At 72.8% G+C, this 24485-nt stretch carries 27 protein-coding genes; 11 read left to right on the forward strand and 16 right to left on the reverse strand.

The annotated features are described in order from the left end of the window. Positions 1 to 482 precede the first annotated feature (482 nt). From ACWCP2_RS10620 to ACWCP2_RS10630, 3 genes are all read left to right on the forward strand, one after another. The gene (locus ACWCP2_RS10620) at positions 483 to 710 is read left to right on the forward strand and encodes a hypothetical protein (protein ID WP_450908213.1); all 228 of its coding nucleotides are present in this window, start codon (positions 483 to 485) and stop codon (positions 708 to 710) included. A 123-nt stretch (positions 711 to 833) separates the two neighbouring features. Beyond that, a complete protein-coding gene (locus ACWCP2_RS10625) occupies positions 834 to 2468 on the forward strand; it encodes a carboxylesterase/lipase family protein (RefSeq protein ID WP_450908214.1) in 1635 nt (544 codons plus the stop codon). A gap of 60 nt (positions 2469 to 2528) precedes the next feature. Continuing rightward, positions 2529 to 2816, forward strand: coding sequence for a hypothetical protein (locus tag ACWCP2_RS10630; RefSeq protein ID WP_450908215.1), 288 nt, complete (start codon positions 2529 to 2531; stop codon positions 2814 to 2816). Between the two features lie 78 nt (positions 2817 to 2894). Here the strand turns inward: ACWCP2_RS10630 and ACWCP2_RS10635 are convergent, their stop codons facing one another. From ACWCP2_RS10635 to ACWCP2_RS10645, 3 genes are all read right to left on the reverse strand, one after another. Beyond that, the gene (locus tag ACWCP2_RS10635) at positions 2895 to 3851 is read right to left on the reverse strand and encodes a sigma-70 family RNA polymerase sigma factor (RefSeq protein ID WP_450908216.1); all 957 of its coding nucleotides are present in this window, start codon (positions 3849 to 3851) and stop codon (positions 2895 to 2897) included. A 5-nt stretch (positions 3852 to 3856) separates the two neighbouring features. Next, positions 3857 to 5317 (reverse strand): NAD(P)/FAD-dependent oxidoreductase, encoded by a 1461-nt coding sequence (locus tag ACWCP2_RS10640; RefSeq protein WP_450908217.1) that lies wholly within the window; start codon positions 5315 to 5317, stop codon positions 3857 to 3859. A gap of 86 nt (positions 5318 to 5403) precedes the next feature. Beyond that, positions 5404 to 6138 (reverse strand): TetR/AcrR family transcriptional regulator, encoded by a 735-nt coding sequence (locus ACWCP2_RS10645; RefSeq protein WP_450908218.1) that lies wholly within the window; start codon positions 6136 to 6138, stop codon positions 5404 to 5406. Positions 6139 to 6279: 141 nt separating this feature from the next. Here ACWCP2_RS10645 and ACWCP2_RS10650 point away from each other — a divergent pair, with 141 nt between their 5' ends. Further along, positions 6280 to 6804 (forward strand): hypothetical protein, encoded by a 525-nt coding sequence (locus tag ACWCP2_RS10650; RefSeq protein WP_450908219.1) that lies wholly within the window; start codon positions 6280 to 6282, stop codon positions 6802 to 6804. A 130-nt stretch (positions 6805 to 6934) separates the two neighbouring features. Next, a complete protein-coding gene (locus tag ACWCP2_RS10655) occupies positions 6935 to 7429 on the forward strand; it encodes a hypothetical protein (RefSeq protein ID WP_450908220.1) in 495 nt (164 codons plus the stop codon). A 36-nt stretch (positions 7430 to 7465) separates the two neighbouring features. Here the strand turns inward: ACWCP2_RS10655 and ACWCP2_RS10660 are convergent, their stop codons facing one another. Both ACWCP2_RS10660 and ACWCP2_RS10665 read right to left on the reverse strand, forming a co-directional pair. Continuing rightward, positions 7466 to 9295 carry an alkyl/aryl-sulfatase gene (locus ACWCP2_RS10660; protein ID WP_450908221.1) on the reverse strand — a complete coding sequence of 610 codons (1830 nt, stop codon included), beginning with the start codon at positions 9293 to 9295 and terminating at the stop codon, positions 7466 to 7468. A gap of 132 nt (positions 9296 to 9427) precedes the next feature. Further along, on the reverse strand, positions 9428 to 10279 hold the full coding sequence (locus ACWCP2_RS10665) for a helix-turn-helix transcriptional regulator (RefSeq protein ID WP_450908222.1): 852 nt from the start codon (positions 10277 to 10279) through the stop codon (positions 9428 to 9430). Positions 10280 to 10603: 324 nt separating this feature from the next. Between ACWCP2_RS10665 and ACWCP2_RS10670 the strand changes: the two genes are divergently transcribed. Continuing rightward, positions 10604 to 11443, forward strand: coding sequence for an alpha/beta fold hydrolase (locus ACWCP2_RS10670; protein ID WP_450908223.1), 840 nt, complete (start codon positions 10604 to 10606; stop codon positions 11441 to 11443). Between the two features lie 10 nt (positions 11444 to 11453). Here the strand turns inward: ACWCP2_RS10670 and ACWCP2_RS10675 are convergent, their stop codons facing one another. Beyond that, the gene (locus tag ACWCP2_RS10675; protein WP_450908224.1) at positions 11454 to 11849 is read right to left on the reverse strand and encodes a hypothetical protein; all 396 of its coding nucleotides are present in this window, start codon (positions 11847 to 11849) and stop codon (positions 11454 to 11456) included. 96 nt (positions 11850 to 11945) lie between these two features. Then, the gene (locus ACWCP2_RS10680; RefSeq protein ID WP_450908225.1) at positions 11946 to 12572 is read right to left on the reverse strand and encodes a TetR/AcrR family transcriptional regulator; all 627 of its coding nucleotides are present in this window, start codon (positions 12570 to 12572) and stop codon (positions 11946 to 11948) included. Positions 12573 to 12640: 68 nt separating this feature from the next. On the opposite strand from ACWCP2_RS10680, the gene ACWCP2_RS10685 reads away from it, so the two are divergent. Continuing rightward, the gene (locus ACWCP2_RS10685; RefSeq protein ID WP_450908226.1) at positions 12641 to 13633 is read left to right on the forward strand and encodes a GlxA family transcriptional regulator; all 993 of its coding nucleotides are present in this window, start codon (positions 12641 to 12643) and stop codon (positions 13631 to 13633) included. 12 nt (positions 13634 to 13645) lie between these two features. Here the strand turns inward: ACWCP2_RS10685 and ACWCP2_RS10690 are convergent, their stop codons facing one another. Beyond that, the gene (locus ACWCP2_RS10690) at positions 13646 to 14587 is read right to left on the reverse strand and encodes an alpha/beta fold hydrolase (RefSeq protein WP_450908227.1); all 942 of its coding nucleotides are present in this window, start codon (positions 14585 to 14587) and stop codon (positions 13646 to 13648) included. A gap of 182 nt (positions 14588 to 14769) precedes the next feature. On the opposite strand from ACWCP2_RS10690, the gene ACWCP2_RS10695 reads away from it, so the two are divergent. Further along, complete coding sequence (locus ACWCP2_RS10695; protein ID WP_450908228.1) at positions 14770 to 15408, forward strand: TetR/AcrR family transcriptional regulator; 639 nt, start codon at positions 14770 to 14772, stop codon at positions 15406 to 15408. On the opposite strand, the gene ACWCP2_RS10700 is transcribed toward ACWCP2_RS10695, so the two are convergent. From ACWCP2_RS10700 to ACWCP2_RS10720, 5 genes are all read right to left on the reverse strand, one after another. Then, positions 15362 to 16879, reverse strand: coding sequence for an alpha/beta hydrolase (locus tag ACWCP2_RS10700; RefSeq protein WP_450908229.1), 1518 nt, complete (start codon positions 16877 to 16879; stop codon positions 15362 to 15364). The genes ACWCP2_RS10695 and ACWCP2_RS10700 overlap by 47 nt on opposite strands. A gap of 87 nt (positions 16880 to 16966) precedes the next feature. After that, positions 16967 to 17245: a hypothetical protein gene (locus ACWCP2_RS10705; RefSeq protein WP_450908230.1), complete on the reverse strand. Its 279-nt coding sequence runs from the start codon at positions 17243 to 17245 to the stop codon at positions 16967 to 16969. A gap of 124 nt (positions 17246 to 17369) precedes the next feature. Continuing rightward, entirely contained in the window at positions 17370 to 18122 is a 753-nt protein-coding gene (locus tag ACWCP2_RS10710) for a CbtA family protein (RefSeq protein WP_450908231.1), read from the reverse strand. Positions 18123 to 18152: 30 nt separating this feature from the next. Further along, a complete protein-coding gene (locus tag ACWCP2_RS10715) occupies positions 18153 to 18371 on the reverse strand; it encodes a CbtB domain-containing protein (protein ID WP_450908232.1) in 219 nt (72 codons plus the stop codon). 240 nt (positions 18372 to 18611) lie between these two features. Continuing rightward, positions 18612 to 19919 carry a phytase gene (locus tag ACWCP2_RS10720; RefSeq protein ID WP_450908233.1) on the reverse strand — a complete coding sequence of 436 codons (1308 nt, stop codon included), beginning with the start codon at positions 19917 to 19919 and terminating at the stop codon, positions 18612 to 18614. Between the two features lie 124 nt (positions 19920 to 20043). Between ACWCP2_RS10720 and ACWCP2_RS10725 the strand changes: the two genes are divergently transcribed. After that, a complete protein-coding gene (locus ACWCP2_RS10725) occupies positions 20044 to 20499 on the forward strand; it encodes a histidine phosphatase family protein (RefSeq protein ID WP_450908234.1) in 456 nt (151 codons plus the stop codon). A 103-nt stretch (positions 20500 to 20602) separates the two neighbouring features. Here ACWCP2_RS10725 and pucL read toward each other — a convergent pair whose 3' ends face one another. The 3 genes from pucL to ACWCP2_RS10740 all read right to left on the reverse strand — a co-directional run bounded on the left by pucL (position 20603) and on the right by ACWCP2_RS10740 (position 23993). Further along, positions 20603 to 21520 (reverse strand): factor-independent urate hydroxylase, encoded by a 918-nt coding sequence (pucL, locus tag ACWCP2_RS10730; RefSeq protein ID WP_450908235.1) that lies wholly within the window; start codon positions 21518 to 21520, stop codon positions 20603 to 20605. Between the two features lie 272 nt (positions 21521 to 21792). Next, a complete protein-coding gene (locus tag ACWCP2_RS10735) occupies positions 21793 to 23172 on the reverse strand; it encodes an aminotransferase class III-fold pyridoxal phosphate-dependent enzyme (RefSeq protein ID WP_450908236.1) in 1380 nt (459 codons plus the stop codon). Positions 23173 to 23240: 68 nt separating this feature from the next. Further along, positions 23241 to 23993, reverse strand: coding sequence for an SDR family NAD(P)-dependent oxidoreductase (locus tag ACWCP2_RS10740; RefSeq protein ID WP_450908237.1), 753 nt, complete (start codon positions 23991 to 23993; stop codon positions 23241 to 23243). A gap of 224 nt (positions 23994 to 24217) precedes the next feature. On the opposite strand from ACWCP2_RS10740, the gene ACWCP2_RS10745 reads away from it, so the two are divergent. Then, the gene (locus ACWCP2_RS10745) at positions 24218 to 24397 is read left to right on the forward strand and encodes a hypothetical protein (protein ID WP_389688847.1); all 180 of its coding nucleotides are present in this window, start codon (positions 24218 to 24220) and stop codon (positions 24395 to 24397) included. Continuing rightward, the gene (gene kdpF / locus ACWCP2_RS10750) at positions 24394 to 24483 is read left to right on the forward strand and encodes a K(+)-transporting ATPase subunit F (RefSeq protein WP_450908238.1); all 90 of its coding nucleotides are present in this window, start codon (positions 24394 to 24396) and stop codon (positions 24481 to 24483) included. Before ACWCP2_RS10745 ends, kdpF begins: the two co-directional genes overlap by 4 nt. Positions 24484 to 24485 lie beyond the last annotated feature (2 nt).

Raw genomic sequence — 24485 nt, forward strand, 5'->3', positions numbered from 1 at the left:
GTACTGGGGGCGCTGCCGGAAGGTGCTGATGGCGGGCCTGGGGGTGAAACAGGCCGCCGCCGCTTCCTGCCGCGCGGTCAGGTTCTTGCCGTACAGGCCGGGCTCCAGCCCGAACAGCGCGGCGGCCGAGGCGCCGAGTTCCCGGCTCGGCAGCTCCGCGACGGCCGCGCGCAGCAGCTTGCGCAGCGGCGGGGCGGCGGAGCCCGCCGTCGGGTACAGCGCCCGGGCGATTGCCGCCAGGGCGGGGGCCTTACGGGCGAGGTCCCCTTCGCCCAGCTCTCCGAAGGAGCGGCGCTTGAGCTGCCGCAGCTCCTCCGCCAGCAGGGCCGGGGAGACCGGCTCCTCGCCGTCGGCGGCGGGCCCGGGGAACGCCGGATCCCGCGGGCTTGTCGCCATGTCAGAAGCCTGTCATCGGCGTGGCCCCGTACCGCGCCGGCCGCCCGCACGCTGACGTCGACAACAAGATGACCGGGGAGGTACACATGAGCACGCTCGGCTCCGCGTCCGTGGGAGGGGTGGACATGTTCACCGTCAAACTGCTCCTGGCCGCACTGGTGTTGGCCGTATCGACGAGCGTAGCCCTGGCGGCCGCCATGGTCAGCCGTTCGACGCCGGCCAGCACCGCCCAGTCGGTCCTCTGCGCCGGAGCGGCCTTCGCCGGTACGGCGACGCTGCTCCTGGGGGGCATCGTCTCCTTCACCGCCTTCTGACCGCCCCGGCCGCGCCCGATCCCCACGCTCTCCACCATCGCCGGGCCGGGGGGGTAGCCCCACCCCGGGGCCGGGGGGTGACCGGGCTGTGGGGTGGTGACCCGGATCCATACGCTCGTATACATGTTGAAGCGAAGAGCACAGGCCGTCATCATCGGCGCCACCGCCCTGAGCGCCGTGGCCCTCACGGCGACCGCGTACGCGCTGCCCGATTCCGGGTCCGGCCGTGAGCACGGCCCCCGGGGCGGGGCGGTCGTACGGACCGGTACGGGAGCCGTGCGCGGCGCGGTCTCCGGCACCGTGCGGACCTTCCGGGGCATCCCCTACGCGGCGCCGCCCACCGGGGACCGCCGCTGGGCGGCCCCGGCTCCCGCCGTGCCGTGGGAGGGGGTCAGGGACGCCACCGAGCCGGGGTCCGCCTGCCCCCAGACCGGGTTCCTCTCCCCCGTCGGCCCCGCGTCCGATCAGGAGGACTGCCTCTTCCTCGACGTGACCACCCCGCGGGCGTCCTCGGGCCGGCCCCGGCCCGTGATGGTGTACCTGCACGGGGGCGACCACACGGACGGCGCCGGGTCCATGTACGGGGCCGAGCGGCTCGCCTCGCTGGGCGACGTGGTCGTCGTCACCGTCAACTACCGCCTCGGCGCCCTCGGTTATCTGGCCCACCCCGATCTGGAGGGGCCGCGCGGCGAGTCCGGGAACTACGGGTTCCTCGACCAGCAGGCCGCCCTGCGCTGGGTGCGGAGCAACGCTCGCGCGTTCGGCGGCGACCCGGACCGGGTCACCCTCTTCGGCCAGTCCGCCGGCGGCTACAGCACCTGCGCCCACCTCGCCGCCCCGTCCTCCGCGGGCCTCTTCGACCGGGTCATCCTGCAGAGCTCGCCCTGCACGGGTCCCGACGGCCGCCGTGACCGTACGCAGGCCCTGAAGGACGGTGTCACCACCGCCGCGGCGATCGGCGACGACGCCGGAACCGGGACCGGGGGGAGCGACTGGCGCACCGCCGCGCCGGAGCGGCTCGTCAACCCCTTCGGCGCGGGTCCCGAGTACACACCGGTCTACGGGGGCAGGTTGCTCCCCCGCACCCCCGGCGAGGCGTTCGCCTCGGGGCGGTTCAACCGGGTCCCGGTGCTGCAGGGCATCAACCGGGACGAGGAACGGGCACGGGTCTACGGCCTCGAACTGGCCAAGAAGCAGAGCACCAAGGACCCGGACGCCCGGCTCGACGAGGCCGACCGCCAGAAGGCGCTCCGAGAGGAGTTCGGCGCGGAGCGTGCCGCCGCCGTCGCGGCGCAGTACCCGCCCGCCGCCCACGGCGGCTCCCCCGGCCTGGCCCTCGCGGCGGCCCTGACCGACGGGAACTGGGCCCGGCACTCCGTCGAGACCGGGCGGGCGCTGTCCCGCCACGTGCCGACGTACACCTACGAGTTCGCCGAGCGCACCACACCCTGGTACTCCGACCCGCAGTTCCCGAAACCCGGCTTCGAGTCGGGCGCGGGCCACACCTTCGAACTGCCCTACCTCTTCGAGATCGACGCCTACGGGGCCCTCACCCCGGAGCAGCAGCGGCTCTCCGCGCGGATGATCGCCATCTGGGCGGACTTCGCCCGCACCGGAGAGGCCGCCTGGAAGGCCACCACCCCCACGGCCCCGAACGCCCAGTCCCTGGCATCCGGCCCCGGCGGGATCAACCCCGTGGACTTCGCCGGGGAGCACCGGTACACGTTCTGGAAGTCCCTGGACGGCGCGACCCCCTGACGGATACACAGGAACCGCAGCACCCATCGACGACCCGACGACGAAGCCGGAGCAGCCGGGATGACCGACCCCACGTCCGCAGCCGAGGCCGACACCCGCGCCGGCGAAGCCGAGTGGATGCTGCCCGTGCTCGTGCTCATCCCGGTTTCCCTCGTCCGCCGGTTCACGGGCCATTCCCCGCTCTGGATCGCCTTGTCATGGGTCTGCTGCGTACTGGCCGCGGTGCTCCTCGCGGTGGGCTGGAGGGCGGTGCGGCGCCACGGAATGCGCAATGCCTGGGGGTGGGTAACCTGCGCCCTCGGCCACACGGTCTTCGCGGCGCAGACCGGCTGGCTCGTCCTGAGGTGAGGGAAACCGCGGCCCGGCGGGCCCGCCTCCGGCTCGGCGGGGCGGGCGGGGCCTGGCCGGGCCGGCCGGACGCGTTCGTCACCAGGCGTCGATGAGCGCCGGCTCCGCTTCGCGCTGCCGCCAGGTTTCGCCGAGGCGGGCGAGGCGGGCGGGGGCGGCGATGCCGCGTACGGCCGCGATCCCGTCCTCGGTGACCTCGAACGTCACGGTGCCCAGGACCTGGTCACCGAGGACGAAGAGCAGGGCGGGTCCGCCGTTGACCACCGCGTAGTGCAGGGCGCACGCGCCGCCCGCGAGCCGCTGTTTCGCCGGCGTGGACGTGAAGCCGCCCCGCAGGACCGAGGCGACGCGCCGCGGGGTGTCGTACCGCAGCAGCTTCCTGGCCAGGCCGGCTCCGTCGGAGAGGGCGACCACGTCGTCGGTGAGCAGCGCCACCAGCCGTTCGGTGCGGCCCGAGGTGGCGGCGGTCAGGAACTCCTCCACGATCCTGCGCGCCGAGGCGGCGTCGACCTCGTGGCCGCCGCCCCGCCGGGTGGCGGTGACGCGGGTCCGGGCCCGGTGGAGGTGCTGCTGGCTCGCGGATTCGGTGATGTCGAGGATCCGGGCGATCTCGGCGTGGCCGTAGGAGAACGCCTCGCGCAGGATGTAGACGGCCCGTTCGACGGGTGCGAGGCGTTCCATGACGGTCAGCACGGCCAGGGAGACCGATTCGCGCTGCTCGTAGGTCTCGGCCGGGCCGAGCATCGGGTCTCCGTCGAGGAGCGGTTCGGGGAACCAGGCGCCGGTGGTGCGTTCGCGGCGGGCCTGCGCCGAGCGGAGCCGGTCGAGGCACAGGTGGGTGACGACCTTGGTCAGCCACGCTTCCGGCACCCTGATCAGCCGCCGGTCGGCGGCCTGCCAGTGCAGATACGCGTCCTGCACGGCGTCCTGGGCGTCGGCCGCGGAGCCCAGCAGGCGGTAGGCCAGCGCGGCCAGCCGGTCCCGGGAGGCCTCGAACCGGCCGGTGTCGAAAGGGTCGCCGGCGACGTGGTCCATGCGGGTCACCCTACGAGGGCTGCGCGCCCGCCCTCCCGGGGGGATGCGTCCGGCACGGCGGTCAGGCGGCGCCGGCGCGCGGGGAGGCCGAAGGTCGGGTGCGAGGTGGTCCACAGCGACATCGCGAGGATGCCCGCCTTGATCCGCGCGGCCTTCCGCCCGCCCGTGTAGGCCGGCTTCGCCCGCGCCGCGCCGTCGACGAACTGCAGGATCGCGTCGTACCGGCCGAGGCTGATGTGGTTGCCCGGGTAGGCCAGCTTGACGTGTCCGGTGCCGGTGCCGGTCAGGCGTCCCACGATGGCCTTCGTCGCCTGCATGGCGGTGAAGCCGGCCGACGCGCAGGACATGGGCAGCGGCAGGCCGTTCTCGCCGAGGGTGTGGACGCTGTCGCCGGCGGCGTAGACATCGGGGTGCGAGAGCGAGCGCATGGTGGGGTCGACGAGGATCCGGCCGTCCTCGGTGACCGCCAGCCCGGCGGCGGCGGCGAGGGGCGCGACCGCGAACCCGGCGGTCCACACGGTCGCGTCGGACGGCAGGGCGGCGCCGCCGGCGCACAGGACCCGGGTCGCTTCGACGGCTTCGACGCGGGTGTGCTCGACGACGGTGATGCCCAGCCGGTCGCAGGCGCGGCGCAGGTGGGCGCGGGCTCCGGCGGAGAGCCGGGCGCCCAGTTCGCCGCGGGCGACCAGGGTCACCGACAGGTCGGGCCGGGATTCGGCGATCTCGGTGGCGGTCTCGATGCCGGTCAGGCCGTCGCCGATGACAAGTACGTTGCCGGCGCCGCCAGTAGCACCGCCAGCAGCACCGCCGGCGCCGCCTTCCCGCAGGGAGTTCAGGCGCCCGCGCAGGCGCAGGGCCGAGGGCCGGGCGGCGACGTCGAAGGCGTGCTCGGCGACGCCGGGGACACCGCGGTCGTCGCCGTGGCTGCCGAGGGCGTAGAGGAGGGTGTCGTAGCCGAGCTCGCCGGGGCCGAGCTCGCCCGGCCCGAGCTCGCCGGGCGCTCCGCCGGCGGCGGTCCGCGGAGCGGCGCCGGTGGCCGGTGCGCCGTCGGTCCCCGGTGCGCCGTCGTCGCCAGTCCGCAGCGCGCGGTCGGTGTCCGGTGCGCCGTCGTCGCCAGTCCGCAGCGCGCGGTCGGTGTCCGGTGCGCCGCCGCCGGTCCCCGGTGCGCCGCCGGTCCCCGGCGCGCCGTCGGTGGCCGTCACCGTGACGATCCGGCGTTCGGGGTCGACCGCGGTGACGCGGGCCAGGCGCAGCCGTACCCCCGTCCCCGCGAAGACGTCGGAGAGCCGGCGGGTCCCGATCTCCTGGCCCGCCGCGAGCTGGTGCAGCCGCAGCCGCTCGACGAAGTCCGGCTCGGCGTTGACCACGGTGATCTCGGTGTCCGCCGGGGACAGCCTGCGGGCCAGGGTCCCCGCGGCGTAGGCCCCGGCGTAGCCGGCACCGAGGACGACGATGCGGTGCTTCATGTGACGCTCCTGTCGGTTCGCTGGGCTCTCGATGACCTGAGCGGGGCAGCGGCCCGATTCCTGACAGGAGTCGCGGGTGACGTGGGTCACATGGCGGCGGTGGCGTCGGGGAGCCGGGCCGTCAGGCCGTCGAGCAGCGCCTGGAGGCCGAAGTCGAAGGTGTCGTCCGGGGCTTCCGCGTAGTCGGCGCAGCCGGCGTACTCGGGGGATCCGGCGGCGCCCGGGGATCCGGCGCCGGTTGCCCCCTCGACCCGGGCCCGCAGCCGGGGGAACCCCGATGCGGCTTCCGCCGCCTGCCGCATGACGGCTCCGAAGACCGACTCGGCGTCCCCGCCCTCGCGTGCGATCCGGCGGGTGAGCGAGGTGGTGGCGGCGGACGGCGCCGCGTTGCCGAGGACGTACGTGAAGACGGCGGCGGCGGCCCGGCCCGCCTGGGGGCCGGTGAAGCCCGCCTTCTCGTAGACGGCGAGGGTGTGGTCGTCGTGGCGGGCCTTGCCCGTGCCGTGGAAGAGGTGGGTGGCGAACGCCTGCACCAGCCAGGGGTGCCGGGTGAACATCCCGTACAGGTCGCCGGCCATGGCGGTGGCGGCCGCGCGCCAGTCGACGGCGTCGAGGTCGGGCAGCCGGATCTCGTCCCACACCTGGTCGCCGGCGAGGGTGAGCAGGTCGTCCTTGTTCTTGACGTGCCAGTAGACGGCGGTCGCCGCCGAGCCCAGCCGCTTGCCCAGGGCGCGCATGTTGAGGCCTTCGAGGCCTTCGGTGTCGAGCAGCTCCACTGCGGTGCGGACGATCTGTTCACGGGTGAGCGTGTCGCGTGGCATGGCTTCACGATAGGTCACCATCACCCCTCTTGCACAAAGTTCAAGAAGGGACTTGCACAGTGTTCAAGTCCATCCCTACAGTTCTCGGTGCCGGGACTTGAACAAAGTAAAAGTCCGCCGTCGAGAGGGAGAAGCAAGCCCATGAACGCCGATACGCTCGCCGCCGTCGCCCAGATCCTCGTCGCCGCCGCCTTCGCCTCGATCCCGCTCCTGCGCCACCGCTTCGGCGCCGCCGCCAAGGCCGCCGCGGTCACCGAGCTGCGGCGCCAGGGCATCCGCCCGGAGGTCCTGGAGGAGAACATGCTCCGCTTCGACGCGAGCGGTCACGAGTGGTGGGCCCCGGGCTCCCTCGCCGCCGCGAGCCTCGCGGCCGCCGCGCTCAACCTGGCCGGCAGCCCGCTCGGCACCACCCTGACCTGGATCTTCTCCACGCTCGCGCTGCTCGCGAACATCCTGATCCTGCAGAGCCAGCTCGGCGCCGTGAAGTCCGTACGGGCCGCGTTCCGCCGCAAGGGCGACCCCGAACTGGCGCGCGTGGACGTCCCCGCCTTCCTCCAGGCCGCCGAAGGGGCGTTCCCCTCCTGGACCCGGGTCCTGCAGAACGTCCGCCACACCACGGTCTTCGCCGGCTCCGCGCTGGCCCTGACCGTCGCGACCCTCGCCTGAATCCGGGCCCGGCCCACCGCCCCGATGGCGCCACCCCGGAGAGGAGTGGCGCCATTAATACCTAGACCCGGTGCCATGCATGTGCCAATATGGCACCACTACGGCACACCACCATCGGGGGGATCGGATCATGGAGCCAGTGCAGAGCCGGACGCGGACGGCGGCCGGGGCCCTCACCGCCTTCACTCGCTTCGTGGTCTGCGGCGGAGGGGTGGGAGTGGCCTCCAGCTTCGCCGTCGCCGGCCTCGCCTCCTGGATCCCCTGGGTCCTGGCCAACGCCCTGATCACCGTGGTCTCCACGCTCCTCGCCACCGAGCTGCACGCCCGCTTCACCTTCGGCGCCGGCCGGCGGGCGACCTGGCGCCAGCACGCGCAGTCCGCCGGATCCGCGGCGGCCGCGTACGCGGTGACCTGCGCGGCGGTGCTCGTCCTGCGGCAGTTCGACGCCTCGCCCGGCGCCGTGCGCGAACAGGCCGTCTACCTGTCCGCCTCCGCGCTCGCCGGCGTCGCGCGCTTCGCGGTGCTGCGTCTCGTGGTCTTCGCGCAGCACCGCTCGCAGGCGGTGGCCGCCGTGCGCATCGCCCGTACGGCGCCCACGGCGGCCGGCCTGTGCCGCGCCGCCTGATGGCCCCGCGGCGGGGTCTTCCGGACCGTCAGGGCCTCAGGGCGTGACGATCGGGAAGGCCGGATCGGGCTTCGTCACGTAGGAGAACAGCCGGCTGAGCAGGGCCGGGGATCCCGCCGTGGAGAGGGAGTCCGGGGCCCGGCCCGCGAGGACGGCCAGGAGCTGCGGCTTGGTGAGGGTGAGGGTCAGGCCGGCCGGGGTGCGGGGATCGGTCACCGTGCGGTGGGTGAGGGCGCCGTTGTGGAGGGTCAGGCGGTGGCGGCGGTCCTCGTCGGTGAGGACGAGGTCGATGGTGAGGTCCTCGTCCCAGGCCCGGGGGCCGTCGATCCGTACGGCGATCGAGTCCAGCAGCATCTCGGTGGTCAGCGCCATCGACATCTCGGGATTGGCGGTGTCGAGCAGGGCCGCGTTCTCGCCGTGCCGCAGTTCCATCGCGGAGGTGAGGTAGAAGTTGCGCCACGGGCCGTTCTCCGCGCCCTGGCCGAGCGCGTCGTAGACGCCCGCGAGGGCCTCCTTGGCGTCCGTACGGCCGGGCTCGGCGAAGACCAGGTGGTTGAGGAGGGTGGCGGCGAAGCGGAGGTCACCGGAGTCGGCGTAGGCGCGGGCCTTGTCCAGGGTCTGCTCGGGGCCGCCCATCGAGTCCACGTAGCGCCGGGCGAGTTCGACCGGCGGGTGCTCCCAGAGGGTCGCGACGTTGCCGTTGAACCAGCCGAGGTACCGCTGGTAGATCGCCTTGACGTTGTGGGAGAGCGAGCCGTAATAGCCGCGCGCGTGCCAGGAGTTCTCCAGCGCGGGCGGCAGCCGCAGCTCCTCGGCGATCTCCGGGCCCGTCAGGCCGTCGTTGAGCAGGCGCAGGGTCTGGTCGTGCATGTACGCGTACAGGTCCCGCTGGGCGGCGAGGAAGGCGACGACGTTCTCCCGGCCCCAGGTGGGCCAGTGGTGGGAGGCGAAGGCCACGTCGTATTCGTCGCCGAAGTACTCGATGGCCTCGTCGAGGTAGCGCGACCAGATGCGGGAGTCGCGCACGACGGCGCCCCGCAGGGTCAGGATGTTGTGCATGTTGTGCGTGGCGTTCTCCGCCAGGCACAGCGCACGCCTCTCCGGGAAGAGGAAGTTCATCTCGGCCGGCGCCTCGGTGCCGGGGGTGAGCTGGAAGACGATCCGTACCCCGTCGACCGTCTCCTCCTGCCCGGTGGAGGTGATGTCCACGGTGGGCGGGACGAGCGTGATGGTGCCGGTGGAGGTGGTCATGCCCAGGCCGGCGCCGATCTGGCCGTCGGGGGCCTTGGGCAGCCGGTCCCCGTACATGAAGACGGCGCGGCGGGTCATGGCGTTGCCGGCGTAGACGTTCTCGCTGACCGCGTGCTCCAGGAAGCCCTCGGGGGCGAGGATCGGTACACCCTCCTCCGTGCCGCGCGGGAGGACGCCGCGGGCGCCGCCGAAGTGGTCGCCGTGCGAGTGCGTGTAGATCATGCCGGTGACCGGGCGGTCCCCCCGGTGCTCGCGGTACAGGGCGAGCGCGGCGGCGGCGGTCTCGGCGGATATGAGCGGGTCGATGACGACGACCCCCCGGTCGCCCTCGACGAGGGTCATGTTCGAGAGGTCGAGGCCGCGCACCTGGTAGATGCCGTCGGCGACCTCGTAGAGGCCCTGTTTGGAGGCGAGCTGCGCCTGCCGCCACAGGCTGGGGTTCGCGGTGCCGGGGCAGTCGGCCTTCAGGAAGTCGTAGGCGTCGTTGTCCCATACGGTGCGGCCTTCGGCGCCCTTGACCACGGCGGGCACGAGTGCGCCGATGAACCCGCGGTCGGCGTTCTCGAAGTCGGTCACGTCGTCAAAGGGGAGGGTCTCCGAGGGGAGGGTGGCCATCTCTCGCTCCATTCTGCGGGGGTCGACGCCGAACATCGCCTCATCTCAACATCAGACCCGGTGGGGTGCACTTTGGGATGGTTTACGGGGAGAGGTGGTTTACGGGGAGAGGTGGTTTACCGGGCCGGTCCGTCAGCCGGGGTGCGAGAACTGTTCGGTGCCGACGACCCGGAGGAGGTTCAGCCGGTCGGCCGTGTCCGTGCCCGGCGGGGGCGTCAGGAGCAGCAGGCGCTGGTCGCCCTCCGGGGCGAGGAGCACCTGGCAGTCCAGGTCCACGGGGCCGACGACCGGATGGATCACCCGCATGCGGCTGTGGCGGCGGACGGCGACCTCGTGCAGCTCCCACAGGGCGGTGAACTCCTCGCTGGCCTCGCGCAGGCGTTCCACCAGACGGGTGGCGGCCGGGTCCGAGGAGCGCCTGCCGACGGCCGCCCGCAGGTCCGCCACGTGGAGGCGGCTGTACTGCTCGTGCTCCTCCTCCGGGTACGCGTCCCGCGCGGCCGGGTCGGCGAACCAGCGCCAGACGACGTTGCGGCCGTGCTCGGACACCGTGCACACACCGCCGAGGAGGCTGCGGGCCATCTCGTTCTGGGCCAGTACGTCGCCCAGGTCGCTCAGGACCTGCGCCGGGGTCCCGGGCAACTGGTCCAGCAGGTGCAGCAGCCCGGCGCCGACCTGGTCGCCGGCGACCCGCGCGGCGGGCGGGCGGTGTCCGGCGAGCAGGTGGAGGTGGTCGCGCGCGTCGTCGCTGAGGCGCAGCGCGCGGGCGAGGGCGGACAGCATCTGCGGCGAGGGCTGCGGGCCGCGGGCCTGCTCCAGCCGGATGTAGTAGTCGGCCGACATGCCGGCGAGCTGCGCCACCTCCTCGCGCCGCAGCCCGGGCGTACGGCGCCGGGGCCCGGCGGCGAGGCCCGCGTCCTGCGGGCGCACCCGCTCACGCGAACGGCGGAGGAAATCGGCGAGCTCACGGCGGTCGATCGTCATGCGATCATCCTGCCGGACGGGTGCGCGCGGGGTGCGGGGCGCTCACGGCGTGGACGGCCCACCACCGAACCAGGGCTCGCCACCTGCCCAGTGGGCGTGGCCCCACCCGAACCGGGGCTCGCCACCTGCCCGGTGGGCGTGGCCCCACCCGAACCAGGGCTCACTGCCTGCCCGGTGCGCGTGAACGCGACGCGGCCGGCGCCCATCCAGGGATCGGCGGTCCCAGGTTCGCGGGGGCTCTCCCGCCCCTTCCGGGCCGGCGGCACTGTGGGGCGTGCCGGAGGGGAAAAGCCCCCGGCAGCCACCGCCCCAGGAGGAGCAGCCATGTCCACGACCCTCACCGCCATCGCCGACCCCGCCGCCGTCCTGCGCGCCACCGTGCGCGTCGCCGACGCCGAGGTCTCCTACGAGCGCACCGGCGCGGGCCCCGCGCTCGTCCTCGTCCACGGCACCGGCTCCGGCGGCTCCGCCGTCAACTGGGGGCAGACCCGCCCCCGGTTCACCGCCGACCACACGGTGATCACCCCCGACCTCTCCGGCAGCGACCGCACCACCGACAACGGCGGGCCGCTGACCGTGGAGGGGCTGGCCGCGCAGGTCATCGCCGTCATCGAGGACGCGGACGCCGGGCCCGTGGACCTGCTCGGCTTCTCCATGGGCGCGCCGGTGTCCGCCGCCGTCGCCGCGCTGCGCCCCGACCTCGTGCGGCGGCTGATCCTGGTCGCCGGCTGGGCCCACACCGACGGCGACGAGTACCTGCGCAACCTCTTCACCCTGTGGAAGCAGATCGGCGTCTCCGACCCGGCCGCCTTCGGCCGCTCCGTGGCCATGACCGGCTTCAGCCGGGGCTTCCTCAACGCCGTCGGCCGCGAGCAGGTCGAGCTGCTGATCCCGAACATGCCGCCCACCCCCGGCACCCTGCGCCACGTCGACCTCGACCTCCGCATCGACATCCGCGACCTGCTGCCGCTCATCGAGGCCGAGACGCTCGTCATCGGCGCCACCCTGGACATCACCGTCCCGGTGGAGAACAGCCGCGACCTGCACGCCCGGATCCCGCACAGCACGTACGCCGAGATCGAGACCGGGCACGTCGCCTTCTTCGAGAAGGAGGACGAGTTCGTCGAGCTGGTCGGCGGGTTCACCCGCGCGGGCCGAGCCTAGGCCGCAGCGCTCAGCCCCGTACGGCCAGCACGATCCGCAGGACGCACGCCGCGAGCACCGTGCCGGACACGGCGGCGGTGACGAGCAGCCCGCGGGTGCCGCGGGGCAGGCGGTCGGGCAGGGTCACGTCCTGCGGGCGCTTCGGGTCGTAGATCACGTCCATCCGGCCCCCGACCCGGACCGGCGGGAAGACGAACGGGCCCACGGTGTACCGGCGGGCGGGCGAGCCCACCGGGGTGTACTCCAGCAGGATCATCGAACCCCCCGCGACCTGGCCCACGTCGACGCAGACGGCGGAGTGCCGGACGCCCCGCTTCAGCAGCGGGCTCGCGTGGACGTGGATGCCGAGCGCGACGCAGAACACCACCAGCGCGACCAGCGCGAGAAGGAAGAGCCAACCAGTCACCGACGACGCCCCCCGACCGATGGAAGGCCCAGATCATCGCCGAGCAGCGGTGGGGCCGCAAGGGCGGGCGGGGGCGGGCGCGGGCGGGCGCGGGGTCTACCCCTCCGCCGCTCCGGTGAGGGTGTCGACCAGCGCCTGGGCGAGGACGGTCGCGGCGCCGATCCTCGTGTCCTCCCGCTCGTCGCCGGTGACCTTCCCGATCACCGCGTCACGCACCGAGCGGGAGATGTCCGGGCCGTCGTACAGCTCGGGGAAGGAGAGGGCCATCAGGCAGACGCCCACGTTCGCCGAGAGGATCGACTGCCCGGCCAGCGCCGGGGTCGTCCGCAGCCGGCCCGCCGCGAGGCAGCGTTCCACGGCCGCCAGGAGCAGGGCCTGCGCCTCCGCGATCGCCTGCGGCTTGGCCGCTCCGGCCGGGGTGAACATCAGCCGGTAGAGGTGGGGGTTGGCGAGGGCGAAGGCGACGTGGCTGTCCCAGGCCGTGCGCAGGTCGGCCACCGGGTCGGCGGTCCGCGGGTTGCGCCGCTTGTTGGCGAGGAAACGCTCGAAGCCGAGGTCGGCCACCGCGGTGAGCAGCCCTTCCTTGTCGCCGAACTGACGGTAGATCTCGGGCATGCCGACCTTGGCGCGGTCACAGATGGCCCGGGTGGAGATCGCCGGTGCGTCCTTGGTGGCGAGCAGCTCGGCGGTGGCGTCCAGGATGCGTTCTCGGGCCGTTGACATGGCTCGATGGTAGCAGCGCTAACAGCATCAGTAATCGTTGCTTACGATCTCTGTTAGCGTTGCACACCATGGACCTCGCACCGCGGCTGATCGTGATCGTGCTCTTCGAGGGCGTCGACCTGCTCGACGTCACCGGACCTCCGGAGGTGTTCTCCCTGGTCCCGCGCGCGACGGAGGACGAGGCCGGCTACCGGGTCGTCCTGGCCTCGCGGACCCTGGATCCCGTCACCACCTCGGCCGGGGTGCGCATCCTGCCGGACCTGACCTTCCACGAGGCCGCCGCGCGGAGCATCGACACGCTCCTGGTGCCCGGGGCCGTCGAGCTGGACGCCGAGCGCCGGGTCCGCGCGCTGACCGACCCGGAGGTCGTCGACTGGGTGCGGACCCTCGCCGCGCGCTCGCGCCGGGTGGCCTCCGTCTGCGTGGGGGCGCACCTGCTGGCCGCCGCCGGGCTGCTCGACGGCAAGCGGGCCACGACCCACTGGTCCACGGCGGAGCAGCTCGCCGCCGAGCACCCGGAGGTCGAGGTGGACGCCGACCCGGTCTTCATCCGGCAGGGCGAGGTGTGGACCGGCGCCGGGATCAGCGCCTGCCTGGACCTCTCGCTCGCCCTGGTGTCCGAGGACTTCGGTGAGGCCGTCGCCCTGCGCGTGGCGCGGCAGCTCGTGATGTACCTGAAACGGCCCGGCGGGCAGAGCCAGTTCAGCGTCCCGCTGGAGCCCGTATCCGCGACGCGGCGCGGCGAGGACCTGCGCCACTTCATCAGGCGGCACCTCGGCGGCCGGCTCAGCCTGGCCGATCTCGCCGCGTACGCGCACGTCAGCGAGCGGCAGTTGGCCCGGATCTTCAAGTCCGAGCTGGGCATGACCCCGGCCGCCTACATCGAGTCGGCCCGCGTGGAGCTGGCGCGCAATCGGCTGGAGGACACCGATGCCACGCTCGAACGCATCGCCTCCACCTGCGGGTTCGGCACCACGGACACCCTCGTACGGGCGTTTCGCCGCACACTGGGCACCACGCCGACGGAGTACCGGCTCCGCTTGCGGACCCTCGCGGGCTGAGCCGCCGCCCCGCTACGCGGCTTCGCGCGCGACCGGATCCAGGGAGTCGACGTCCTCGAAGAAGCTGAGCATCCGGGCGTTGACCAGCTCGGGGTGGTCGATCTGCGGCCCGTGCCCGGTCGCGGAGACGATCTCGGCGCGGGCTCCGGGAATCACCCGGGGCACCCGCTCCAGCTGGCGCTTCGGGTGCACGAGCAGGCTCCGCTTGCCCATGATCAGGTAGAACGGCGTGCGGATCGTGCCCAGTTCCGCGTCCGACAGGGGCAGCGGGGCGGGGCGCTTGATCCGGAAGGCACGGACGCCCGTCTGGATCATCCTGCGCAGTTCGGGGACGACCAGCACCGGCTGCTCCAGCCACTTGGCCAGGGTCGGGCGCAGCGCCTTGGGGGCGAAGGTCGCGAAGAGACTGGCGAAGATCCACACGAAGAAGCGCAGCCCCACCTTCTCCAGGCCGCCCGGGTCCAGGGCGGTGACCGAGGCGAGCCGGCCGGGACGCAGGTGGACCTGGTTGATGACGAGCCAGCCACCGTAGGAGGAGCCGACCAGGTGGACCCGGTCCAGACCGAGCGCGTCGAGGGCCTCGTCCATCCACTGGGCCGCCCGCTCGGGCTGCCACATCACCTCGCGCTGGACGCTGCGGCCCGGGTCGCCGGGGGTGTCCAGCGCGTAGACGGGCCGGTCGGCGCTGAGGGCGGCGGTGTTGGGGTACCACTGGGCCGAGCAGCCGCCCGAGCCGTGGATCAGGACGACCGGCGTACGGGACTCCGCCGCCGGGTTCGCGGGCCCGTACCGGTAGACGTGCGTGGTCCCGAAGCTCGTCTCCACGTCCGTCTCGGAGCGGGCGGGGGCTCCCATCGCGTAGAGCGCGTCGCAGGCGGCGAAGTAGCGCTCGCGCAGTTCGTCGCTCACGTAGCGGCCGATGTCGCGGCGTACACGGGGCTTGTTGTCGGGCACGGGGGCACCTCCTGGAGGACCGGGGATCCGTTCTTCGTGATACGACCGTACCATGATGTTGATACGGCGGTACCATGAAAATGAGCCGCGGGCCCAGCGCCCACGAGCACCGACCCACACCGACCCACACCGACCCACACCCACGAACACCCACGAGCGCCGACGGGCGGAGACACCAGAACATGCCGAAACGCGTGGACCACGAGGAACGGCGCACCCAGATCGCCGAGGCACTCATCCGCGTCGCCGGACGCCGCGGGCTGCACGCGGTCGGCATGCGCGACGTGGCGGCCGAGGCCGGGGTCTCCCTGCGCCTGGTGCAGTACTACTTCCAGACCAAGGAGAAACTGCTCTTCTACGGGCTCCAGCACCTCACCGACCGCTTCACCGCCCGGGTCGGCGCCCGCCTCGCCGCCGCCGGCCCCGCTCCCGGCCCGCGCGCGACCATCGAGGCCCTGCTGCTGGCCTCCCTGCCGACCGACGCGGAGAGCCGCACCTTCCACCTGCTCTACAGCTCGTACTCGATCCTGTCCGTGACCGACGAGGCGCTGGCCGCCCAGCCCTTCATCGACAACCCCGACGCCGCCGAGAACGCGGTGGCCGGGCTGATCGCCGGGGCCCAGGAATCCGGCCTGGCCGACCCGGACGCCGACGCGCGCACGGAGGCCATCAGCCTGCTCGCCATGGCGGCAACCATGGGCACCAGCATCCTGGTCGGCCAGCGGGGGCCCGAGTCGGCCGTCGCGGTGCTGCGCCACCACCTGGACCGGATCTTCAGGACGGGCACACCGCGTCCCGCAGCGGACGCTCCCCCGTCGTGAGGTACGCGGTGACCGTGCGGTCGGAGCAGGCGTTGCCGTTGCCGAGGTAGACCCCGTGACCGCCGTGGTCGACGGTGAGCAGCCGGGCGCGCGCACCGAGGGCCTCGCGCATCTTCAGCGAGCCCGCGTACGGGGTCGCCGGGTCGCGGAGGTTCTGGACCATCAGGATGGTGGAGGGGCCCCGGCCGGTGATCCGGGTGGGGCGTTCGGCGGGGGCGTCCTTCCAGAAGGCGCACGGGGTGATGTTCGCCGGCATCCCGGCCGTCAGGGGGTGCGCGGCCCGGTCCGCGGCCACCGCCCGCTCGTACGAGGAGAGGTTCTTCGGCCAGGCCACGTCGTTGCAGATGACGGCCACCATCAGCGCCGCGTCCGTGTCGGGCAGCACCGCGGCGAGCTCCCGGGGCAGCTCCGGGACCGCCCCGGGGTCCTGGGCCGCGCGGACGAGGCGGGCGAAGGCCGGGAACTGGGCGTCGCCGTACAGGGCGAGCTGCATGGCCTGGCGCAGCATCGTGCCGGTCAGCGGCAGGCCGGGGACGTTCGAGGGCTTCGGGGCACGGTCCAGCTCCTCGGCCAGCGCCAGGAACAACGGCCGTACCGCGTCCGGATGTTCGGCGAGCCGCAGCCCCTCCGTGGCCCGCGCGGGGTCGGCCGCCCAGGCGGCGAAGTCGGGGAAGCGGTCGTCGGCGCCCTGCGCCATGTTCGCGAGCCAGCCGCGCTCGACCCGCCGCGGATCGGGGTCGCCGCTGCTGTCCAGCACCAGCCGGTCGGTGCGCTGCGGGAACTTCTGCGCGTACACCGCCGTCACGTAGGTCCCGTACGAGACGGCCCAGACGGAGAGCTTGCGCTCGCCGAGGGCCTCCCGGAAGCGGTCCATGTCCCGCGCCTGGTTGGCGGTGGTGAAACTGCGCAGCTCCGCGCCGCCGTTCGCGGCGCAGGCCTCGGCCACCCGGCGGGAGCGGCCGGCGTTCTCCGCGATCCCCCCGTCGGCGCCGGGCCAGGAACGCAGGGTCGTCAGGCGCCGGTCGGCCTCGTCCAGGCCGCAGGAGGCGGTGACGCTGCCGCCGACCCCGCGCGGGTCGAGCGCCACGAGGTCGTAGGCGCCGTCCAGCCGCCCCGCCAGCGCGGCCCCCTTCTGGGAGAGCCGCTGCACGCCCGAGCTGCCCGGGCCGCCGGGCACCACGGCCAGGGTCCCGCGCCGGGCGGCGGGCCGGGTGCTGGGCAGCCGGGACACGGCGAGGTCGACCTGCGGGCCGGCCGGGTCGGCGTAGTCGAGGGGGACGGACAGCTTCGCGCACTGCTGGCCGTCGAGGTGACCTTCGTGGGTGCACGCCGTCCAGGCCAGGGCGGGCGGGGCGGGCGTCGCGGAGCCGCGGGCGGCGGCCGCGCCGGCGCCGACGGTACCGGTCAGCGTGGCCACCACGGCCGTGGCGCAGAGGGCGGCGAGTGCGGTCTTGGAGCGGTACGTGGTCATGGATCAAGGGTGGTTGAGCCAGCGCGACCGCTACATCCGGCAGCCGGGACGGTCGTTCGGGGGGCTAACCCCCCGAACGGCGGCCCGTCAGACCACCACGAGCGTCACCGCCGCCGCACCCATGACGACGGCGGCGCAGTGGATGGCCGCATGGCCGTAGTCACCCGACCAGAGGTGGCGGCCCAGGCCGCCGAGGGCGGTCAGGCCCGCGATGATGCCGACCTGCGCGAGCAGGGTGACGGTGGTGAACGGGGTCAGCAGCAGGAGCACCGCGTTGAGCCAGAACGGGGCGGCGCCCGTCCAGCCCCGCCATTCCCGCATCTCCCGCCACTGCCGCCGGTCCGGCAGGCCCGGCAGGCTCGGCACGTGGGGCAGGTGCGGGCGGCGCGGCCCCTCCCGGCGGTCTTTGGGTCTTCGGTGGTCCCCGAGCTCTCGGATCGCCGTCGTCACCGCGCCGTCACCAGCCTTTCAGTCACTTGCACGCAAGACGTCAACTCACAGGCTGTACAGCCTCCTTGGGAGCGGCGGCGGGGACAAGGGCCCGTTCGGCAAGAAATCCGAAAGCCAGGCCGAAAGTGCTCCACATCGCGGCCTGAATGGCGAGCGAGGCGAGCCTGAACTTCCAGACGAGCGCCGCCGGGAAGCCTTCCGGCACCTCGTTGATGCCCGGCAGCAGCGCGTAGGCGATGCCGACGGCCGCCACGAAGGCGAGCGAGGCGACGACCGAGGCGTTCCAGTTGCCCAGACCCGGCGCGAGGCGCCGGCCCAGGATCAGCGCGCCCGCCCCGAGCAGCAGGGCGAGCGCGAGCATCAGGACGTAGAGGGTGGTCCGCTGGACCGTGGTCTCGGGGTCTCCGACGGCCGGCGGATTGGCGGGGTACTTGAAGAACGGCACCAGGGAGACGGTGACGAACAGACCGCCGGACACGAGCAGCGCCGTGGCCCGGGGGCCGAAGCGGCCGATCCGGCCCAGGGCGTAGCAGTAGACGAGCGCGGCGATGCCGCCGAGCGCGATGCCGTAGAGCAGGGTTCCGGTGCCGAGCCCGGCCGTGGCCTGGAGGGCCCGGCTGACCGGGGCCGCCTCGGCGTCACCGTGATCGTGGGATCCGGCTTCCTCGATGGCGATCGCCGCGTCCACCTGGGACTCGCCCAGGAGGTACGCGACGAGGAACGCGGCGATGCCCGCCAGCAGGCCGGCGAGCATGCCCCGGACGAGGAGCGTGCGGGGGGAGATGGTGTTCATGGAGTTGTCGGTCCCTTGCGGATCGGCGGATCAGTGGCAGGGGAAGCCGAGGAGGTGGCGACCGTCGTGCATCCACTCGTGGATGGTGTCGCCTTCGAAGATCGCGGTGGCGCCCTGCTCGGCGCCGACGAGGTAGAGCAGGACCAGCATCAGGACGCCGGCGAACAGCGCCCAAGGGGCCAGGGCGGAGAGGGAGATGGGTGCGACGGCCAGAGGGGCGGCAGTCGTGGGCACGGCGGAGTTGGCCATGGCAGGAGCCTCCAGAGGGAACACGCGTCCCGGTCAGTGGTGCCTTCGACGACGGTGGCGGGTCTGACTTTCCTCCCCCTCCGGGAGGATTCACAGTGGCGCGACCGTGCCGGATTCTCAACCGGACTTCCGTCATACCGTCGTCTTGTCGTCCGCCACCGTACCCCTCTTTATGGCCGCCTTACAGCGTGCCTGCGGGAGGGCTCCGTCTCACCGGCGCCCTCCCGCGGGCCGACGGCTTCAGCCGATGGCGTCGAGCACCTCGCCGAGGTCGGCGAACTTGAAGCCGGTCGCCTCGCGGTCGCCGTCACCGGGGGTTTCGCGGCCGTCCTGGACGACGAGCAGACCGCGGGGGTAGCGCTTGCCGAGCGGGGCGTTGAGGGCGGCGGCGCCGTCGCAGACCTCGGAGCCGTCGAGGGTGGCGGAGGCGGCGGTGACGCGGAAGGCGCCCTCGAACCGGTTGCGGTCCGCGCGCTCGCGGTCGTAGGCGACGAAGGTGTCGTCGCCCTGGCTGGAGGCGAGCAGGTGGCCGTCGCCGCCGGCCTCGGTGACCAGGGTCAGGCCCTCGACGTCGGCCGTCAGTCGCTTGCCGCCGTAGCCGGGATCGGCGCCGGGCGGGCACTCCTCGGTCGCCTCGTCGTAGGTGCCGGGCACTCCGTACTCGCGCACCGTGTCGATCAGCTTCGGCGTGCCGGTGAGGCCCGCGTCGATGCGCCAGATCCCGACGTCCTCCTGCCCCGCGTACAGGGTGCCGTCCGCGGGATCGACGACCATGCCCTCGACCTGCGGGAGTTCGCCCGGCTCGGCGCAGGGCGTCCAGGCCGCGCCGTTCGGCAGGCGGAAGGAGGACGGCAGGTCGAGCGTGCGCACCTGGCGGTAGCCGACGGTGCCGGAGGGGGTGGCGAGCAGCTCCAGGAGGGCGATCCGGGTGCGGTTGCGCCGGCTGACCACCGCGTAGGACCGGCCGGACTTCCGGTCCGTCCAGGTGGCCAGGCCGTACGCGGTCTTCTGCTCGTTGATCTCTGCCTGGCCGGCGGAGAAGACGGGGCGCGCTCCCGGGTCGGTGACGTCGGTGAGCGGACCGCCGGGCCGGTTCCGGTCGATCCGGTAGATCCGCAGCCGGTCGTTGCCCCGGTCGCTGACCACCGCGACGTCGGCGCGCCGCCCGCCGCCCAGGCGCAGGCCGTTGACCAGGTCGACGTTGTTGAAGCGGCCGGGTGCGTCATCGGCTCCCGGTCCGGCCGGGGCCGGCAGCGACTGCACCTGCCGGGCGTCCAGGTCGTAGACCCGCAAGCCCCCCTGCTTGGCGGTCGCGATCACCAGGCTGCGCCCCGGGTCGGCGGCGTTGCGCCAGATCGCGGGGTCGTCCGCGTTGGCGTCGCCGCCGGCCTCGTCGTCGTACAGCGGCGCGGTCTCGGCCTTGGGCCGGACACTGCCGATCGAGGGGGCCGGGGCCCCGGCCGAGGCCCCGGCCGGGGGCGCGACGGCGGCCGCGAGTGCGGTGCAGAGCACGAGCGCGGAGGCGCGGGCGGCCAGACGTACGGTCACTGTTCTTCCACCTTTACAAGGGTTGTGCCCTGAGGGAAAGACGCTCGCCGGGTTGTTTGTCATGTCCGCGCCCGACAGGTGGCCGGTGGTTGAACGCGCCGCGAAACCCCGGCACCATCGGACGGTGCACCCCACCACCGTACGAGTCCACCTCGTGACACCGCCTCTGGACGAGGCCGGGCACCTGCACCGCTTCCCCTGCGGGGATCCCTGCCCGGGGCACGAAGGACTGCGCGGCCAGGACCACGGGGTCTGGGCCGGCCGGAGCATGGACGAGGTGGCCGCGCAGGACCCGGACGGCCTGCGGCGGTGGATGACCGACACCGCGTACGCCCCCGTCGGCGGCGGGGAGTCGGTGGAAGCACTGATCGCGCGGGTCGGCGCCCACCTGGGCGCCCTGGCACCGGGGACGCACCGGGCGGTGGTCGGGCAGGGCGTCGTACGGGCCGCCGTGGTGTGGGCCCTGGAACTGCCCCCGGCCGCTTTCTGGCGGCTCGACGTACGGCCGGGGTCGGCGACGGCGCTGACGGGGCGCGCCGGGCGCTGGAACCTGCTCGTGGGGCGGCCGGAGGAGCCCTAGCAGCCCGATGGGCCGTGGGAGTCCGCGCCCTGGGGGAGGAACGCGGAACGGCCCGGACCCCGCGACGCGGTCCGGGCCGAACTACCTCAATGCGGAACGGGTGTTACGCCGTGATCCAGTCGCTCGTCGCGATCACCGGCTGCACGCCGTCGCGGTGCACGGTGCCCTCGATGAGGCCGTACATGCGGTCGGCCGCGAAGTAGACCTCGTTGTCGTTCTTGAGGCCGAAGGGCTCCAGGTCGACGAGGAAGTGGTGCTTGTTGGGGAGGTTGAGGCGCACCTCGTTGACCTTGGGGCAGTTGTCGAGCACGCGCTCGGCCATCTGGTTCAGGGTCTGCTGCAGGGAGTACGAGTAGGTCTCCGCGAAGGCTTCCAGCATGTTCTTGCGGACCTTCTTGTACGACTGGTCCCAGTCGTACCCGGCGTCGTCGGCGGCGAGCGCCGAGTGCGCCCAGCGCGCGGTGACCTTGGTCGCCAGGATGCGGTCGTACGCCTCCTGCAGCGTCGTGTACTTGTCCTTGATGAAGCCGTGGAACTCGGAGTTGGTCGAGTTCATCACGGTCAGGTCCTTCAGACCCGAGATCACCTGGAGACCGGTGGTCTCGCTGTACGTGATCTGCGCGGTGCGCACCTCGGTGCCCTTGAGGGAGAAGGAGTGCTGCTCCTTGCGCGTCGGGACCGGGATCCGCTCCCAGGCGTACTCCTCGATGCGGATCTGCGCCTCGCGGATCGGGGCCTGGGAGGAGACGAAGTGCTTGGCGAGCAGGATGCCGAAGGCCTCGGGGGAGGCGACGCCGTGCTCCTTGGAGAAGGCGTACACGGTGTTCTTGGTGGTGTCCGTGGGCAGGCAGTTGGCGTTGTCGCCGGTGAGGTGGACGTCGCGGAACTCGCCGCGCAGCGCGACGGAGACGTTGAGGTCGCGGATCTCGTGCCAGGAACCGTCGCTGCCCTTGCGGGTGACCTTGACGATGCGGTTCTCGGCCTTGCCGTACTGGTTCTGGCCGAGGATGTGCTTGCTCATGCGCTGTCTTCCTTCGGGTACTCGGGAACACGGAGTCCGGTTGTCTGGATCCCGTACGCCCGGCGTCCGGCGGACGCGCAGCCCGCCCCCCGCCGTTCGGTCACGCGTCTCAGAGATCACGGATCTCGCAAAGACATGGACCGCCCCGGGACTGACGTGCATCCCGGTCCGTAGGTGCCTGTTGATTCCAGCACGTTCACATGCCGTTCGTAAGGGAGCGAATCCTCCGAGACAGGCACCCACGGATTGGGTTTCCCTATGACCTGCGCAGGTCACACCGTGTGCGCGTCGGCCACCGTCAGGGCCTCGTCGATGATCCGCAGCCCCTTCTCCACGTCCTGCGCCGACACGTTGCAGGGCGGCGCGACGTGGATGCGGTTCCCGGCGAGCAGCGGCCACAGCCCGGCCTTCTTCAGGGCCGCCCCGAACTCGGCCATCGGCGCGTTGTCGGCGCCCGCGGCGTTGTACGGGACGAGCGGCTCGCGCGTCTCCTTGTTCCGTACGAGCTCCAGGGCCCAGAACGTGCCGAGGCCCCGGACCTCCCCGACCGACGGGTGGCGTTCGGCGATGGCGGCCAGGCCCGGCCCGAGCAGCTCCGCGCCCGTGCGGGCGGACTGCTCGACGGTGCCCTCCTCCTCCATGACGTTGATCGTCGCGACGGCGGCGGCGCAGGCCAGCACGTGCCCGGAGTACGTCAGCCCGCCCGGGTAGGGCCGGCGGGCGAAGGTCTCGGCGATGGCGGCCGAGATGGCGACCCCGCCGAGCGGGACGTAGCCGCTGGTGACGCCCTTGGCGAAGCAGATGAGGTCGGGGGTGACGTCCCAGTGCTCGGAGGCGAACCACTTACCCGTGCGGCCGAAGCCGACCATGATCTCGTCGAGGATGAAGACGATGCCGAAGCGGTCGCAGAGCGCGCGCACCCCCGCCAGGTAGCCCTCGGGGTGCACGAGCACGCCCGGGGCGCCGCCGACGGTCTCCAGGATGATCGCGGCGATGGACTGCGGGCCCTCGAAGACGATGGTGTCCTCCAGGTGGCGCAGCGCGCGCTCGCACTCCTCGGCGGGGGTGGCCGCGTAGAAGGGCGAGCGGTAGGCGAAGGGCCCCCAGAAGTGCACGACGCCCGCGGTGGCCGTGTCGTTGCCGAAGCGGCGCGCGTCCCCGGTGAGGTTGATCGCGGTGGAGGTGGCGCCGTGGTACGAGCGGTACGCGGAGAGCACCTTGGGGCGGCCGGTGTGCACCCGGGCCATGCGCACGGCGTTCTCCACGGCCTCGGCGCCCGCGTTGGTGAAGAAGATCTTGTCGAGGTCGCCCGGGGTGCGCTCGGCGATCAGCCGCGCGGCCTCGGAGCGCACGTCGACGGCGAAGCCCGGCGCCACGGTGCAGAGCTTGCCGGCCTGCTCGGCGATGGCCGCGGCCACCTTCGGGTGCTGGTAGCCGATGTTCGTGTAGACGAGGGCGCTGGAGAAGTCGAGGAAGCGGTTGCCGTCGTAGTCCCAGAAGTAGGAACCCTCGGCACCGGCCACGGCGAGCGGGTCGATGAGCTCTTGGGCCGACCAGGAGTGGAAGACGTGACTGCGGTCGTCGGCCTTCACGGTGGCCTTGGCGGAGGTGGCCTGTGCGGCGGCGGCGCGTGCGTCGGCTTCTGCGTTCATATTCCGAGGGTAGTTGTCCACGATGTGGAATCCGGCGGGGATGGCCGAGACCACGTCGGACGACGTGGTCAGACGACGTGTCGGCCGCCGTCGACGGTGAGCACGTCGCCGGTCGTGTAGGCGGCGTCGACCAGGTACAGCGCGGCGTCGGCCACGTCCTCGGGGGTGCCCACGCGGCGCAGCGGGGTGTTCTCGGTGATCCACTCCCGCGAGCTCTCCCAGACTTGGTCCTCGCCTTCGTACCAGGGGGTGTCGATCAGGCCGGGGGCGATCGCGTTCACCCGGACGGCGGGTCCGAGCTGGGAGGCCAGCAGCCGGGTCATGTGGTTCACCGCGGCCTTGCTGACGGCGTAGGGGATGGAGCTGCCGAGCGCGCGGGTCGCGGAGACCGAGGAGATGTTGATGATCGAGCCCGCGCCCGACGCGCGCAGGTGGGGGGTGGCGGCGGTGATCATCTGCCAGGTCCCGACCACGTTGACCTCGAAGATCTCCCGCCAGGCGTCGGCGTCGGCCGCGTCCAGGTCGCCCAGCGGGATGAACCGGGTGACGCCCGCGTTGTTGACCAGGATGTCGAGCCGTCCGTACGTGTCGATGGCCGTCCGGACGATCCGCCGCGCGTCCTCGGCGTCCGCGACGTCGCCCCGTACGTAGAGGGCCTCGGGCAGCTCGGCGGCGAGCGCCTTTCCCGCGCTCTCGCTGCGCGCCGAGTTCAGGACCACGCGGATGCCGGCCGCGGCCAGCCTGCGGGCGATGCCGGCGCCGATGCCGGAGGAGGAACCGGTGATCAGGGCGACACGGGACTCGGCACGGATCTCGGACATGGCATTCCTCCTACGGACGGGCGGGACGGGCGGGCGGGACTGACGGCCGGAGCATAACGCGGATACCGCATAGCGGAAAAGAATTTCCAGAAGACGGAATTGGATCTTCCGGCCATGCGTCATGAATACGAACATTCCGGGCATATTGCCCCACATCCGCTTAGCCTGAGCGCACGCCGCGTCCACCCGCGTTAGGGACCCGTCAAGGCCGCGCCAACGGGCGTATGGGCCCCGTCAAGGAAGCCTGTGAGGACCCGAAAAGGCGTTCCACTCAGAGGTGTCCTAAAAACGCCCGCCCTCGAACCCTCCGGGAGCTCACGATGGCCGATCTGGCCTTCGTCGTCACCACGATCGCGGTCTTCGCGCTGGTGGTCCTCGTCGCCAAGGGGGTGGCCAAGCTGTGAACGCCGAAAACGTCGTCGGCCTGCTGGTCGCCATCGCCCTTCTGGGTTACCTCGTCGTCGCCCTCGTCTTCCCGGAGAGGTTCTAGCT

Source organism: Streptomyces sp. NPDC002104 (genome assembly GCF_053593795.1).

Coding starts and splice junctions, on each gene's coding strand:
- ACWCP2_RS10695 (WP_450908228.1), top strand. CDS start 14,770: ATGCCGAAACGCGTGGACCACGAGGAACGGCGCACCCAGATCGCCGAG.
- ACWCP2_RS10665 (WP_450908222.1), bottom strand. CDS start 10,279: ATGACGATCGACCGCCGTGAGCTCGCCGATTTCCTCCGCCGTTCGCGT.
- ACWCP2_RS10645 (WP_450908218.1), bottom strand. CDS start 6,138: ATGCCACGCGACACGCTCACCCGTGAACAGATCGTCCGCACCGCAGTG.
- ACWCP2_RS10670 (WP_450908223.1), top strand. CDS start 10,604: ATGTCCACGACCCTCACCGCCATCGCCGACCCCGCCGCCGTCCTGCGC.
- ACWCP2_RS10635 (WP_450908216.1), bottom strand. CDS start 3,851: ATGGACCACGTCGCCGGCGACCCTTTCGACACCGGCCGGTTCGAGGCC.
- pucL (WP_450908235.1), bottom strand. CDS start 21,520: ATGAGCAAGCACATCCTCGGCCAGAACCAGTACGGCAAGGCCGAGAAC.
- ACWCP2_RS10660 (WP_450908221.1), bottom strand. CDS start 9,295: ATGGCCACCCTCCCCTCGGAGACCCTCCCCTTTGACGACGTGACCGAC.
- ACWCP2_RS10740 (WP_450908237.1), bottom strand. CDS start 23,993: ATGTCCGAGATCCGTGCCGAGTCCCGTGTCGCCCTGATCACCGGTTCC.
- ACWCP2_RS10715 (WP_450908232.1), bottom strand. CDS start 18,371: ATGGCCAACTCCGCCGTGCCCACGACTGCCGCCCCTCTGGCCGTCGCA.
- ACWCP2_RS10700 (WP_450908229.1), bottom strand. CDS start 16,879: ATGACCACGTACCGCTCCAAGACCGCACTCGCCGCCCTCTGCGCCACG.
- ACWCP2_RS10680 (WP_450908225.1), bottom strand. CDS start 12,572: ATGTCAACGGCCCGAGAACGCATCCTGGACGCCACCGCCGAGCTGCTC.
- ACWCP2_RS10745 (WP_389688847.1), top strand. CDS start 24,218: ATGGGCCCCGTCAAGGAAGCCTGTGAGGACCCGAAAAGGCGTTCCACT.
- ACWCP2_RS10735 (WP_450908236.1), bottom strand. CDS start 23,172: ATGAACGCAGAAGCCGACGCACGCGCCGCCGCCGCACAGGCCACCTCC.
- ACWCP2_RS10710 (WP_450908231.1), bottom strand. CDS start 18,122: ATGAACACCATCTCCCCCCGCACGCTCCTCGTCCGGGGCATGCTCGCC.
- ACWCP2_RS10640 (WP_450908217.1), bottom strand. CDS start 5,317: ATGAAGCACCGCATCGTCGTCCTCGGTGCCGGCTACGCCGGGGCCTAC.
- ACWCP2_RS10650 (WP_450908219.1), top strand. CDS start 6,280: ATGAACGCCGATACGCTCGCCGCCGTCGCCCAGATCCTCGTCGCCGCC.
- ACWCP2_RS10630 (WP_450908215.1), top strand. CDS start 2,529: ATGACCGACCCCACGTCCGCAGCCGAGGCCGACACCCGCGCCGGCGAA.
- ACWCP2_RS10655 (WP_450908220.1), top strand. CDS start 6,935: ATGGAGCCAGTGCAGAGCCGGACGCGGACGGCGGCCGGGGCCCTCACC.
- ACWCP2_RS10685 (WP_450908226.1), top strand. CDS start 12,641: ATGGACCTCGCACCGCGGCTGATCGTGATCGTGCTCTTCGAGGGCGTC.
- ACWCP2_RS10625 (WP_450908214.1), top strand. CDS start 834: ATGTTGAAGCGAAGAGCACAGGCCGTCATCATCGGCGCCACCGCCCTG.
- ACWCP2_RS10620 (WP_450908213.1), top strand. CDS start 483: ATGAGCACGCTCGGCTCCGCGTCCGTGGGAGGGGTGGACATGTTCACC.